Source organism: Moorena sp. SIO3I6, from assembly GCF_010672095.1.
The window spans coordinates 1-13,242 of record NZ_JAAHHU010000145.1; the positions used below are offsets into that span (position 1 = coordinate 1).

Genomic DNA, 13,242 nt, shown 5'->3' on the forward strand with positions numbered 1-13,242 from the left:
TCTGCTCGCAGTCTGCGGTCATCTAATTTTGCTAGTAATTCACCCTTTTTGACAAAATCTCCCTCTCGCAGATCCCGTCCATTAACTTTTTTGAGATAGGTGATAGTTCCTGAGGTTTGGAAGGTCAGGTGTTTGCCTCGCACTGCTGAAACGAAACCATTGCCAAAGACTAACTGTTGCAGTGGATAAATTTTGACTGGGGTGGCTCGTACAGGTAACCGGTTAGGTTCAGCTGGGGCTGCTGTGATGGTGTTTTGTGATACCTCGGGATTAGGTTGGGACTGTTTGAAAGCGATCGCACCCAATGCTATAATACCGACACCCAGCAGTAACAAAGGCCACATCGGTCGCTTTTTGCGGGAGGGATGGGCGGGGGTATTGGTTGCTTCTCTGGCAGCTTCCGTTTCTAGTTCGGGTAATGGGTCTTGTGGTTGCTGTTCAACTCCTTGATCAATGTCTTCTTGAATTGGTTGAGGTGAGGACAAGTGCTTTTGAGGCAAAGGATTTGATTTCATTATTGATTTCCTGTAGCATCAAGTCTTAAGTATTTTTGGGTAGCTTAGTATAGGGATATCGCCTGTCACCAAGGAGTCTGTTTCTAGAGAAATGCCACAGGCGCGCATCAGAACAAGCAGATATCTACCATATATCTGTTGGAGCAACCGTGCCATAAACCCGTAGTATAGGATTACCGGAAGTTTTGTCAAGTATACAGCCTCAAAACTTCTATTGAAACAGGATAAGTACTAAAAGCCAGGGATAAGATTATTTTATTGGAGTAGGGAGTAGGGAGTAGGGAGTAGGGAGTAGGGAGTAGGGAGTAGGGAGTAGGGAGTAGGAGCGGTTATCCCTCTATAGGCTTTCATCTGTACGCTAGACGGGATAAATTAATGGCTGCATTTAAATTTAGGTTAATTTGTAAACAAATCACAAATCATAAATTAACCCCACCAGTGTTTTAAACCAGCGGGGTTTGCTGAGGATTAATTGAAACTAATTACAAGAATTCAATTCCTTGATTCAAAAGGTTAATTCTGAGGATTTGATAGCTGAATGCTTACGTTCACCAGACTAAAAAATACCATCACTAATTCGGCTCTTTGCAAATAATGTATTGATGTCGGTGGTCAGTGAAATAGCTCCACATGCGGCGCATGTCGTTAGTCGAAGTATTAAACTTAATATCGATGTCATTCACTCCAGTGACATACCAGCGTGACCATGAACCATTGAACCAACGAATTTTATAGGCAACAACATCACCCTTCAAATTCTTATTGTCGATCTCAGTATTGAGTCCTTTATCCCATCCTTGAGCTTTGCCTTTTGGTAGTAGAGGCGATTTGTCAGATCCTACCAATTTACAAACTGCTTGAGTGCCAAGTTCATGGTGAATGCAGTCACGTCGACGACAGTTATTAGCTGCAAAGGACGGCTCGCCTGGAAACATGGTTATTGCTGTAAGAACGAAATAATTGAAACCGATCAAGAAACTCTGTTTTAGCTTACTCATGATTGTAGTTTGCTCTTTACTTCAATTAGTAACTCATGGATGCAAATCGGGTGAAAAATATCACCGACGCTGAACTATTATCTTTGCTAGAACTATTTGGGTTTGGAAAAAAATCCTAAATAAGTCAGATCATCTAAACATCAAGGGGCTCAAATCAATTAATTCTAAAATCTAGAGCCTCTTAATAAGCAAGCACCATGATCTGACCCATCCAAGCCAACTAGTCTAAGCATGGATGTAACTAATGATAAAAATCCCTAGGAACTTAAGCTGCGCGCTCTAAGGATAGTGTTCATTGTTGATTATTATCCCCAGATGGGGGTCTTTTCTTTTACTGCTTGAGGTTGGTAGCTATGAAAACAATGAACTAGTTAACATTGATGACTGATTTATTTTCCAACAACACTATTACATATAAATCCGGAATAATTGACATAATTCACGTAAACTTTACTCAATATTTAAACTAATAAAGGGTTTATGAAAAATATTTTGATAAGAGATAATTCAGAAGATATAGCATTTACAAATAGGTCATAAACAATATTGCTGATTTCTGATAACATCAAAAACTATTCGGAGCTCTTTCCTACTGTTCCCAGATCCGCTGTTCCCTGTTCCCTGTCTTGATGCAGTCCTATACATCTCAAATAAAAACGCTATACTTGGTAACCTAAGATGCATTTAAATTTCCACCTCAAGTAGCGTGACCTACGGTCAATCGCGTAGTGTGGCCAACGGCAAATCGTTCCCGTAGCGTGACCAACGGTTAATCCACTTGTGCAAAAGCCGGTCTACCCTCTGACCATCTCCCCATCTCCCCAAAGGGCCCCTATTCACAATTTAAATGTGTGAATAAGGGCTGTTCGATTATTGATGTTGACAGAATAGGACTTAGAGACTGTTTATAAAGTAAATCTTAAGACAGCTGAAATCGCTGACTATTGGTGGGTTAGGGCGGACAGCTCTTTTAATCCGAAGTTCCCGACTCCCGACTCCCGACTCCCGACTCCCTGATAAACCAAAGACACTATTGGCGAAGTCTCTGGTTAACGGTCAACGGTCAACGGTCAACAACAAACTAGATCGGGTACTGACTTTTAACACAGGAGTACCCATTTACCACTAACCTGTACCCGTTAGCAAGAAACGGGTACAGGTTTCTCCTATAGTAGTACTCGTTTCTCGTTAACCAGCTTGTAGGGTGGGCAAAAACAGTTTGGTTGTTTTGAGTATTCTAGATCAAAGAAGTTTGCCCACCCTACTGACTCTACTGAGATCAGCTTGTAGGGTGGGCAAAAACAGTTTGGTTGTTTTGAGTATTCTAGATCAAAGAAGTTTGCCCACCCTACTGACTCTACTGAGATCAGCTTGTAGGGTGGGCAAAAACAGTTTGGTTGTTTTGAGTATTCTAGATCAAAGAAGTTTGCCCACCCTACTGCTTAACCCTCAACCTTCAACCCTTAGACCAAACTTGGTACAAGACTGGTGAGATGGGGATACAGAGGAAAGCGATCGCATAACTGTGCCACACGCTGCCGACATTGATTTGCCACTTGCTCATCCTCTGGATTCAGTAAGCGATCGGCAATAATATTACCAATCTCAGTAAATTCTGCCACTCCCATGCCCCGGGTAGTCATGGCTGGGGAACCTAGGCGCAAGCCACTGGTCACAAAGGGCGACTCTGGGTCAAAGGGAACAGTATTTTTGTTAGCCGTAATCTTGACACCGCTCACCAGTTGGTCAGCTCGCTTACCTGTCATACCAATAGAGCGCAAATCTACCAGTAATACATGGTTATCTGTACCACCAGAAACAATCTTTAACTCCCGGTTTTGCAGTGCCCTTGCCAAAGCCTTAGCATTTTCAATCACGTGGGCAGAATAGGTTTTGAATGCTGGGGTCAAGGCTTCCCCAAACGCAACAGCTTTACCAGCAATCACATGTTCCAACGGACCTCCCTGAGTTCCCGGAAACACTGCCTTATCGAACTTTTTACCCAAATCCGATTGATTGGTCAGAATCAAGCCACCCCGTGGACCACGCAGGGTCTTGTGAGTGGTAGTAGTGACCACATGGCAGTGAGGAAGGGGGTTAGGGTGATGACCAGTGGCAACTAAACCAGCAATGTGAGCCATATCCGCCATCAGGTAGGCATCCACTTCATCAGCAATGGCGCGGAATTTTTCAAAGTCAATGATTCGGGGATAAGCGGAATAGCCACAAATAATCAGTTTGGGACGCTCTTTCAGAGCAAGTTCCCGAATCTGACCATAGTCCAATTGCTCAGTCTCCTGGCTGACACCGTAGTGACACACCTCAAACCATTTGCCCGACACATTCACCGGTGACCCATGGGTGAGGTGTCCGCCATGGGACAAATCCATCCCCATAATCTTGTCACCAGGTTTTAGTAAGGCTAAAAATACCGCAAAGTTCGCTTGAGCGCCAGAATGGGGCTGCACATTTGCATGAGCAGCACCAAAAAGTTCTTTAGCACGGTCAATCGCTACTTGTTCGACTTTGTCAATGAACTCACAGCCGCCATAGTAGCGCTTTCCGGGCAATCCCTCAGCATATTTGTTAGTTAGCACTGAGCTTTGTGCTGCCATCACCGCTGGGGAGGTGAAGTTCTCACTAGCAATAAGTTCCAGATGCTCCCGTTGACGTTGGAGTTCTTCTCCCAGATAGGTTGCTATCGTGGGATCGGTTTCAGCGATAAAATCTAAGTTAGTTTGAGTCACTTTCTTTACTTCTAGGATCGATCACGTTTGGTAATTGACACAACAACCTTAAAGGTCTATGTGCTTACAAAAAATCCTCTGAGGGAATAAAGCCCCGTCTAGGCAAGAGCGGGGAACAAAAACTGAGGTAGCGCTTTCATGCAGGGGTTGATCCCATCAGCGACTACCAGCAGCTAAATAGCAGCTTTAGTCGCCCTGAAGATTTTTTGGCAGGTGGTTTGTTTGGACACGACCCTTAAACAGGACTTACCCAGTAACTCTACCTACTACAGGGTGGGTTATATACGCACCCTATTACTTATCCCTACTACTTATCCCTACTACTTATTCCTACTACATATGGGCGTTTAATGCCCAGTTTTTCGCCAGCTTTCCAAAAGTCCTGTCAAACAATACATTGGTAAGGATGAGCTGAAAGCTTGAGTTTGAAACGATTCAGAGTCAGATTAAGCCAAGTTTTAGCCAAACTTAAAGTTTTTATTATATTATTAAAAGTTATAGTATTATCTAAATAATGCAATACCTAGCATCTAGAGTATCGAATAAGATAGGAATAGCATTGAACAACAGTTCTAATCAACAGCACTAATAAACAAAACTTAAGCACTAAGCTGATTAGTTAATAGTTTCAGGATGAGTATGGGTGGTATAGTGAGCAAATAAACACCAGTAAACACTGTTTCCTATCCTTCAGTCTGCTGTTGAGAAGAAATAAAAGAATCATGCTTCGGCATCAGCCCTGATAGTGTAATGGGATTAGTGCTATGTTAGTCATTCTAACGGACAACCAAGTAATTTCCCCCGACCTTGTCTGTCAATGTTGTTTACTGGCTGACCCAAGTGGTCAACCTCGCTGGCATCAAGGCAAATTGGTCTGTGGTCATGTGCTCAAGAAGCTCAGTGAGAAGCAAGCTCAACAGTATGAGTGTGAAATGGGCTTCCGTCTGGTCAATATGGATTGACTTTTCTAGTAAGCGATCGCGTAGCGTGACATGCAGGTCAATCCCATTTCAGGTCGCTCAGGGGTAGAGTGTTGTGCTGCGCTATGCTGAATAGTAGTTAGTTTACCCTTTATCTGAACATCTTCAAGGAGAAAGCACCATGACTTGGCGCGGGTCAACAGATGTTAAAGACCGGATTTTTGCAGCCCTTGCATATCTACTCCCTCTAATTGTAGTTTTGCCCTTTGGTCAATTTTTGCTAAGACAGTTTCCCATTCTGGGCATTATTTACCTGCCACTACAACCGTTAATTTCAATTTACTACCGTTTGCCGTTGGCGGGGTTAATTATTTTCTTTGTTTTGTTCTTAGCCGTAGTCAGAAACCCACAAATCAGCCATTTTGTTCGCTTTAACACCATGCAAGCGATTCTTTTAGACATTCTTTTAGTTTTGGGTTTTCTATTGTTGCCAATTTTAGTCCAAGCACTAGGGGTTAACTTGCTAACAGAAACCTTATATAATATAGTATTTTTAGGAATCCTTGCCGCCTGCGGCTACTCCATGATTCAATCATTGATGGGTCGTTACGCAGAAATACCAAGCCTTAGTCAAGCCGTTTACAGCCAAGTTCCCTAGTCTTGCCTAGTCTTGGCCTGTGAAGGGCGTGAGCTCACCGTATTTTCCAACTGACCAATTCCCTCAATTTCCACCCGGACGCGATCGCCAATTTCCATTGGTCCTACCCCTTTGGGTGTACCCGTAAGGATCACATCTCCTGGTACTAAGGTCATCACCTGGGAAATGTAAGATACCAAAACATCTGGCGGAAATACCATTTGACTAATTAAAGCTGATTGAACTGGCTCAGGGTTGTCATTCAGAAATGTCTGCAATTTTGCCCCAGCACTCAACTCCCGGACTATCCAGGGTCCAAGGGGACAAAAGCTATTAAATCCCTTAGCCCTGGTCCATTGGGCATCCCGCTTTTGTAAATCCCGAGCCGTTACGTCATTAGCGATCGTATAACCCCAAATTTTGGATTGAGCTTCGTCTGGTGTGCAGTCTAAGCAATAGTCACCGATTACCAGTGCTAACTCTCCCTCATAGTCTACTCGCTGAGACTGAGGCGGATACTGGATGGCTTGAGAGTCAGGAATTATAGTGGTAGGGGGTTTAAGAAACAGTAAAGGTTCCTCAGGAACTGATGTTCCCAATTCCGCTGCGTGTTCAGTATAGTTTTTCCCTACAGCCACGATTTTAGTTGGTGCACACGGAGCCAGCAATTGATAGCTTTCTGGTTCCAACTCTAAATCTATGGGTTGTCCTTGTAACCAAGGTGGTGCATCCAGCACCTGAATAGTGCGGGTCACCTGTAACAAGCCGTAGTAGGTCTGTCCTTTAGAAGATTTAACTCGGACGTAGCGCTGTGTCATAACAATAGATGTTCCTTGATAATATTACCAAAATTCTCTACTTTACCTAAATTAGTCCTGAGTTGGCAGTACGTCAGTACTGAGTACCGATAACAGATTGTCCTTAACAGTACAATAGATAACAAGCTGCATTCATACATAGCATCTTCTAGTAGTGTCTGGTGGTGTATAGTGTTATTCCCCTTTGACGAATGTACTTTCTTTGAGCACCACTTAATTGAAATTTAATTGAAATTGGTTGCACAAGGGGTTAAAATGGTGAAGGGGTAATGCTTGTCAAGTATTCATATCAAAGTATTGAGATAAAAGTATTCAGATAAGTGTAACAACCCCACACACTTACCGATCCGGTAACTGTCCGCTTGAGTAGCGGTAGATCAATTCCTTGCTTCTTTAACTATCCAGTAGCAAGCAACTCAATTACCCAACCTTTAACCATACCTTCGGTGAGGGTCAAGGAAAGCTGATTGTTAGTGCTGATTGTTAGTGCTGATTGTTAGTGCTGTCCATCGGATAAAAAGAAGCCAACTTGTCCATAAGGAGATTAATACCAGTGCAAAACACTTACGAAATGATGTATATCCTGCGTCCTGATTTGGGCGAGGAACAAGTAGATCAAGCTATCGGCAAATACCGAGACCTGTTGCAGGAACTCGGTGGAGAGCAAATCGAGATTCAGCATCGTGGCAAGCGTCGTTTAGCCTATCCCATTGATAGGTACCGGGAAGGGATTTATATCCAAATGAACTATAATGGACCAGGTACCCATGTGGCCAAGATTGAGCGAGCAATGCGTCTAAGTCAAGATGTGATTCGCTACCTGACCATTAGACTCGAATCATCTCCAGCTCCTAAACCAGAACCAGCAGAAGTTGAAGCTTGAACTCTCGGTATTCTAGGGGGTAATAGGTAATGGGTAACAGGTAATAGGTAATGGGTAGTTGACGATTACCTATTTCCTGTAGACTCTTTGCTGGCTACAAAACACTAACGATTAAAGACTAAGGACTAAGGAGTATCGATAAATTCAGTTCTTGGAAAGGTTCGGAATCTGGCTTAATCTCAATTTGATTCGGTTGAGCCGATTCACCATTAATCAGTAAATTATACTTACCCTGCTGCAACCCTTCTAAATAAAAGACCCCAGCACCGTTGGTAATCGAAAAAATCGATTTTCCTGAATCAACTGGTACTGCTTCTACCTTCGCCCCCTCCACCGCTTCTCCCGCAGCATCAGTGACTACACCTGCAAACGTGTAGGATAGTACCATTGGCACAGTAACTGGAGTATAGCTACCGGGCACCACCTCCACTGCATAAGCTGATTCCTCAGGTTTCCAGTCGATGGGATATCCGGCAGGGTCAAGGTCGAGGCGATAGGTGTCAGGGTCGAGTTTGACAAAAATCCCATTGTTGCGAATGTCTGGTCGAAAAGAGGTTATAGATTTATTATTCAGCAGTAAAAGTAAATCCGGCTCTTCGAGGTAAATCTCTTCCCCTGTATCTCGTTTACCATTGCCATTGTTGTCAAAGAAAGGCTGAATTAACAATCCCCCTCGGCTGCGTAAGCGGTCAAAGCGGGTGTCGGCAGCGCTAATCCCTGATTGGACATTGATATTGGGAGAAAGTTCAATCCTGAAGGTGCTGCCATCAGAGGTAGTAGATATTTCTTGATAACGTAACCGCAATACTAATCCGGGAATCACCGCACTGGAAGCTGAGGCAATCAATCCATTACCGCGAGAACCAAAGCCATAGGCGAAATCCAAGTCCCAGAGATATCGACCATCACTAAACTGTTGTTGAGAACGATAGCGCCAAGCTAAGCGAGCCAGGTGATCATCACGGTTATTGGAATCCCGGGTTTCGTAACCCAGTAGCAGGGAATGTCCTTTAGAGGCACTGCTATCGGACAAATAATAGATCAGTTCTGAATTGGTAGTGATTTCATTGCCTCGATGGGAGAGTATCAGACTTCCCAGGTTAGACCTCAAACTCCAGCGCAAGTTATTATTGGTGTCGATGTCAGCACTGGCAGAGAGTGAGAAATCTTGGCTAGTGTGGGAAATGCTCATACCAGCAGCTAAGGCTTCCTCCCGAGTGTTTCCACTGGCTCTCAAGGTTAAACCACGAAAGACTTGCCAGTTGACCCGAAACCGCTGGGCTAGACTATCACTGTTGAAGTTAAAGCTCAGCTTAGGAGAGGGTTGGAAGTTAATACTGGCATCATAGTCTATCTCCTCATCCTCTGTACCCAAAAGAGCCGACACTTTTACCTTTAAGGGAAAGCCAGCAGGTTGATAGAATAGTTCCCCTAACCCCAACACTGACTCGTCGTAAACCACCCCCATCCCCAAGGTCAGGTCTTCTGTGACTCCTAAGCGATAGGCAATTCCCCCCCGCACGTCTATAAACTCACCGAAGAAATTCCCATTCTGGCTCGATTCTCGACTCAAGCCAGTGGAAACAACTAAAGCAGAGGCTCCCTTGGTCAATTGACCCGGTAGAGTAGAGAATTTGGCCTCTCGAATTTCCGGTTCCGCAGTAAGCTGTCCATCTGGGTATAGAAAGACGCGATAAGTATTGCTACCGCCTCGTCCAGTTATGACATTTTCAAAGCGGTAAACCCCAGAGGAGTCCACTAGGATTTCATCCACCACTACATCATTAAAACCTTGGGTCAGCTGGACTAATGTACCCGGTTCAGCTTCCCCAGTAACCCTGCGTCTAATGTCATTGGCTTGCAACCGTTGGCTAGGATTAAATCCACCTCTTGATGAGGGTGGGGTAAATCCCCAGCGCTGGATAGTGGTCGCACCCCAATATTGACCTGTTCCTTGACTTCGCCAAAAGGTGGGCTGGGAACCTAGGACAAAATCCGCTGCATCGGTTTGGCGAAAATACTGGGCTTCCTGTAACCGAAACGTCCCGGTATCGGTTAAATCCGGTTGGCGAGTCCTCAAAAACCAGCTACCTCCTAATAAGGTGCCGACGGTGGTAAATTCTCCACTATAGTTAGTGGAATTAGACACGGAACTGCTACCACCCCCTCTGCCACTAATATTTACCCGTTGTCTGATCGCGGATATGCTAAAGGCAGGGGCATCAATCTCAGATAATCCTTCCAGTACGACTGGGATTTCTGGAGTTCGCCGACCTTTGGGCCGCATATTCAACCAGGGGGGATTAAACCTAATCGCGTATTCAATCATGTCAAACTCCGTCGGAACTCCTAGAAGAGTTTGGATGGTTTTGACGGGAATGACTAATCCTAATTCTGGGTCCGTTGGTAATTCTTCTGGATTGATGCGGGTGACTAAACCAGGCGATCGCACTTCTAATTGACCATCTTCTAAGGGTTTGACATCTAATTTCAAGCCCTTAATCACATCATCTAAGGGAATCAGCCACTTTTCAAAATTAATTGCCTGGGAACCATCTTCAAATCCCCGCACTAAGGTACTAGGAATCACATTCTGTTTTCCCAGATTTACCCCCACAGGAAGAATAATCAATTGATCACTATCGTTTCGCCTTGGGCTAGAGGTAGTGGCGGCGACTTCCGGTTTTGGTATTTCAGGTGCTAGTGTTTGGGCAACAACGGAAGTTATGGTAATCAAAGAAGACAAGAGAGTTGTTACAGCTAGATAAGCTAGTGAAATAATTTTCATCCAACACCTATGAGCTGACTAAATGCTGACTAAATTTTTTAAGGGAAACTACATACAGACTTTCCAATTTGGTCAGATCTAACAGTAACTAAGGGGTTTGATACATCTGGTTTATTGCAGTAGCACTCCTATTCCATTATTACCCGTATTTTTCTCCACCTTAATTAACTTCACTGAATTTTTAAATTCGGTATCTTTCCGGATGTATCCAGTTATGAAATTAGGAAACAATATAATTACAAAAAAATTACAAACAAACAGTTTATTTCCACCAGATAAAGGACATGAGAAACCAATTCGGTAAATCCTTATTTATTTCCGCATTGACTGCTTTAGGTGTTGCTGCTGGTGCTACCAGTGCCTTTGCTCAGGTACCTCCTGGTCCTCCTGCTTCTGCTACTATAGAGCAGGAGTTTGAATTTGAGGGCACAGTAGAGGGAACCTGTTCTTTTATAGATGTTCAACCTGGTACTCTAATAAACCCTGCTCCCGAAGTATTAGCTGTTCTTAACCCAGGTGATGCTGCTACAGGTTTGATGGTTTGTAATACCCCATCAACTGTCTCTCTTGGAGACTTGATGGCGATGAATCCTCTATCTGAAGAACTTTTAGACACCGCCGAGACCTACAACTATGGAGTTTATTTTGTTGAGATTGATGGTCCAACAACTGGCGATATCGAGCGTAATATGGGAGAACATGCAGCATAACCACTAAATTTACCTCCTAGCAAATTCGAGGTTGAAGCTGACATGTTGCTCGAGGTAATTTTACCCCTTAAATGCGGTGATTACGCCTTTAAGTTTACGGTTACAGCTACAGCTAACTAAACTCAACTATTGGCTGGAAGCCATCCACCTATCCCCCTAGGTAATTGATGTTACTGCAATTAACCTCTATATTTTTAGTTGTCTCCGTGGGAATCGGCTTGAGCAGATTTTTACTACGGAGACTTTACCAACAAACCGTTGATTTATAATAATCTAACATCAGCTAATTATTCTGTCAATATCTATAGCAATTAATGGGTTGAGGGACATTTTTTGAGGGAGCAGGGAGCAGGGAGCAGGGAGCAGGGAGTAGGGAATAGGGAGTAGGGAGTAGGTAAAAAATATTGTTTACCTCATTACTTATGATAACTGCTATATAAGCATTCAGCTACATGGGAGCATTCAGCTACTAATAACTAGTAATTAATAAAAAGTAATAATTAGATAAATGTTCTCTATTTTTGGTAATAATCTGGATGGTAACAGGGGAATAACACGGATATAAAACCGTAACGTTATCCCAGACAATTACCATGTCAAAACAACTGATTAAATCCCTAGTCATTATTACGATAACTGCCTTGGGAATAGCCGCTAGAGGGTATCTATAAAAAAAAGATTAAAGAAAGAAGCTGGTGAGACTTGAAGATGAGAAGTGATTAGAAGAGCGAGTGAGTGAAGTGAATGAATCGCAAAGCTTATCCAACAGACCTTAGGGACAAGCAGTGGGTTCTAATTGAACCCCTGCTGCCTGCAGCTAAATCGGTAACAGGGCGAGGTCGCAAACGAACAGTAATCAGAGGAGAAATAGTCAACGCTATTCTGTATTGGAGCCGGAGTGGCTGTGCATGGGAACTACTTCCTCACGACTTCCCTCCACCCAAAACAGTTTATAGTTCAGGACTTACTTGCGTAAGTCCTGTCTCCATGACGTACATAGACAGTGACACCAACGCGAGGTACAATGCCCATACTTACACCACCACGGTTATTCTGGGAATGTTCCAGATTTTCTGTGAAAATCACTGCCCGATATTCCCCTTTCTCCATACTAGGAGGAAAGCGGTAAATCATTCGGATGCGGCGAGTTACTCCTGGTTCTACTACCAATTCACGAGGGGAGAATTGTAGATAAGGGGTTAAATCATTAGAGCTAGATTCCAATGCCTCAAACCCATTTTCATCGTAGGTGAAAGGTGTGGCATAGACACGGGCTCGAAATGCTTTATTACTGCGATTGGTGACGTTGATGATACCTCTGGCTTGACCTCGTTCTGCTTCTTCTTCAATAACTAAGGGAGAAACTTGAACCTGAGCTTTAGCTAATCCGGGAAATAGCACCAGTGCAGATAAGGCGCAGCTACCTAAATAGGTTATTAAATGTTGATTGAGTTTAATCATTTCTAGGGAATAGGGAATCGGGAATCGGAACCCACCCCTAACCCCTCCCAGGAGGGGAACGGGAATCGGGAATCGGGAACAGGGAACAGCGGATCTGGGAACAGGGAATAGGGAATCGGGGACAGGGAACAGTAAATAGGTAAAAATATGTGTGTATAATTAATATTAAAAATTTTATATTTATATCTATTTAAGCTATATTTATCGATAAGATAATTTGTAAGCATATGCGCTAAGCGCACGCTACGCGAACAGCCGTTGGCCACGCTACGCGCATATGCTGATAGCTGAATGCTTAGGATAATTTAGTAAACAGCGATATACTTTAATCTATTGTTGACTAATTTTATGGTAATAGGTATGGTAAAAATTAAGGATTTTTATATAGTATGTTTTTTAAACAATCGTTATAAATACGGATATAGCAATGCTAAGTCATTTGTAAGTAGTCACACAATAACAATTACCTGTTTTACAAAATAAAAACTATGATTTTGTAAGCATTACCGAGAATGGGAAGAGGTAATTTATTTTGTAATGATAATTAAACAATACTTCCCTTAAAATCGTCCTGAGTGCTAACTACTGATAAATTAAGCGATGATCACAGAATATTCAAGTTCAATCCTGACTTAGGCAACAAAAGCAGGAAAAGGTTGATATGTAATCCCTTTGCTCTGACACCTATGCCAGCATGATAGTAACGGACATTGCCTCAAATCAAGAAATTTCCAGTTGGAATCGGCAAACCTATCAACGTTTGAA

General features: G+C 43.2%; 10 protein-coding genes and 2 pseudogenes. 5 read left to right on the top strand and 7 right to left on the bottom strand.

The annotated features are described in order from the left end of the window. The 3 genes and pseudogenes from F6K49_RS27930 to glyA form a co-directional block, all read right to left on the bottom strand. A pseudogene (locus F6K49_RS27930) lies at positions 1-515 on the bottom strand (RND transporter MFP subunit); the annotation flags it as partial. A 572-nt stretch (positions 516-1,087) separates the two neighbouring features. Beyond that, positions 1,088-1,513: a hypothetical protein gene (locus tag F6K49_RS27935; RefSeq protein ID WP_293021601.1), complete on the bottom strand. Its 426-nt coding sequence runs from the start codon at positions 1,511-1,513 to the stop codon at positions 1,088-1,090. A gap of 1,463 nt (positions 1,514-2,976) precedes the next feature. After that, positions 2,977-4,260: a serine hydroxymethyltransferase gene (gene glyA / locus F6K49_RS27940; RefSeq protein ID WP_293046666.1), complete on the bottom strand. Its 1,284-nt coding sequence runs from the start codon at positions 4,258-4,260 to the stop codon at positions 2,977-2,979. Positions 4,261-5,024: 764 nt separating this feature from the next. Between glyA and F6K49_RS27945 the strand changes: the two genes are divergently transcribed. Beyond that, positions 5,025-5,222 (top strand): hypothetical protein, encoded by a 198-nt coding sequence (locus tag F6K49_RS27945; RefSeq protein ID WP_293021609.1) that lies wholly within the window; start codon positions 5,025-5,027, stop codon positions 5,220-5,222. Between the two features lie 139 nt (positions 5,223-5,361). Then, positions 5,362-5,838: a Tic20 family protein gene (locus F6K49_RS27950; protein WP_293043892.1), complete on the top strand. Its 477-nt coding sequence runs from the start codon at positions 5,362-5,364 to the stop codon at positions 5,836-5,838. Here F6K49_RS27950 and F6K49_RS27955 read toward each other — a convergent pair. Beyond that, complete coding sequence (locus tag F6K49_RS27955) at positions 5,835-6,635, bottom strand: fumarylacetoacetate hydrolase family protein (protein ID WP_293043891.1); 801 nt, start codon at positions 6,633-6,635, stop codon at positions 5,835-5,837. The two genes, F6K49_RS27950 and F6K49_RS27955, sit on opposite strands and share 4 nt — an antisense overlap. A 574-nt stretch (positions 6,636-7,209) precedes the next feature. Here F6K49_RS27955 and rpsF point away from each other — a divergent pair. Next, complete coding sequence (gene rpsF, locus F6K49_RS27960; protein ID WP_293021674.1) at positions 7,210-7,518, top strand: 30S ribosomal protein S6; 309 nt, start codon at positions 7,210-7,212, stop codon at positions 7,516-7,518. Positions 7,519-7,636: 118 nt separating this feature from the next. On the opposite strand, the gene F6K49_RS27965 is transcribed toward rpsF, so the two are convergent. Further along, positions 7,637-10,306, bottom strand: a complete 2,670-nt coding sequence (locus F6K49_RS27965; protein WP_293101845.1) for a carboxypeptidase-like regulatory domain-containing protein — start codon at positions 10,304-10,306, stop codon at positions 7,637-7,639. A gap of 284 nt (positions 10,307-10,590) precedes the next feature. Between F6K49_RS27965 and F6K49_RS27970 the strand changes: the two genes are divergently transcribed. Beyond that, positions 10,591-11,016 (top strand): hypothetical protein, encoded by a 426-nt coding sequence (locus tag F6K49_RS27970; protein ID WP_293101848.1) that lies wholly within the window; start codon positions 10,591-10,593, stop codon positions 11,014-11,016. A gap of 744 nt (positions 11,017-11,760) precedes the next feature. Beyond that, a pseudogene (locus F6K49_RS53655) lies at positions 11,761-11,961 on the top strand (transposase); the annotation flags it as partial. A 12-nt stretch (positions 11,962-11,973) separates the two neighbouring features. Here the strand turns inward: F6K49_RS53655 and F6K49_RS27975 are convergent. Together F6K49_RS27975 and F6K49_RS27980 are read right to left on the bottom strand one after the other, a co-directional pair. Beyond that, complete coding sequence (locus F6K49_RS27975; RefSeq protein WP_293021629.1) at positions 11,974-12,477, bottom strand: hypothetical protein; 504 nt, start codon at positions 12,475-12,477, stop codon at positions 11,974-11,976. A 2-nt stretch (positions 12,478-12,479) separates the two neighbouring features. After that, positions 12,480-12,704, bottom strand: coding sequence for a hypothetical protein (locus tag F6K49_RS27980; RefSeq protein WP_293101851.1), 225 nt, complete (start codon positions 12,702-12,704; stop codon positions 12,480-12,482). Positions 12,705-13,242: the final 538 nt, after the last annotated feature.

Bases quoted from the DNA above. Each gene is read 5' to 3' on its own strand.
- F6K49_RS27975 (WP_293021629.1), bottom strand. From the start codon at position 12,477: ATGATTAAACTCAATCAACATTTAATAACCTATTTAGGTAGCTGCGCC.
- F6K49_RS27965 (WP_293101845.1), bottom strand. From the start codon at position 10,306: ATGAAAATTATTTCACTAGCTTATCTAGCTGTAACAACTCTCTTGTCT.
- F6K49_RS27935 (WP_293021601.1), bottom strand. From the start codon at position 1,513: ATGAGTAAGCTAAAACAGAGTTTCTTGATCGGTTTCAATTATTTCGTT.
- rpsF (WP_293021674.1), top strand. From the start codon at position 7,210: ATGTATATCCTGCGTCCTGATTTGGGCGAGGAACAAGTAGATCAAGCT.
- F6K49_RS27970 (WP_293101848.1), top strand. From the start codon at position 10,591: ATGAGAAACCAATTCGGTAAATCCTTATTTATTTCCGCATTGACTGCT.
- F6K49_RS27945 (WP_293021609.1), top strand. From the start codon at position 5,025: ATGTTAGTCATTCTAACGGACAACCAAGTAATTTCCCCCGACCTTGTC.
- F6K49_RS27955 (WP_293043891.1), bottom strand. From the start codon at position 6,635: ATGACACAGCGCTACGTCCGAGTTAAATCTTCTAAAGGACAGACCTAC.
- F6K49_RS27980 (WP_293101851.1), bottom strand. From the start codon at position 12,704: ATGCTTACAAATTATCTTATCGATAAATATAGCTTAAATAGATATAAA.
- F6K49_RS27950 (WP_293043892.1), top strand. From the start codon at position 5,362: ATGACTTGGCGCGGGTCAACAGATGTTAAAGACCGGATTTTTGCAGCC.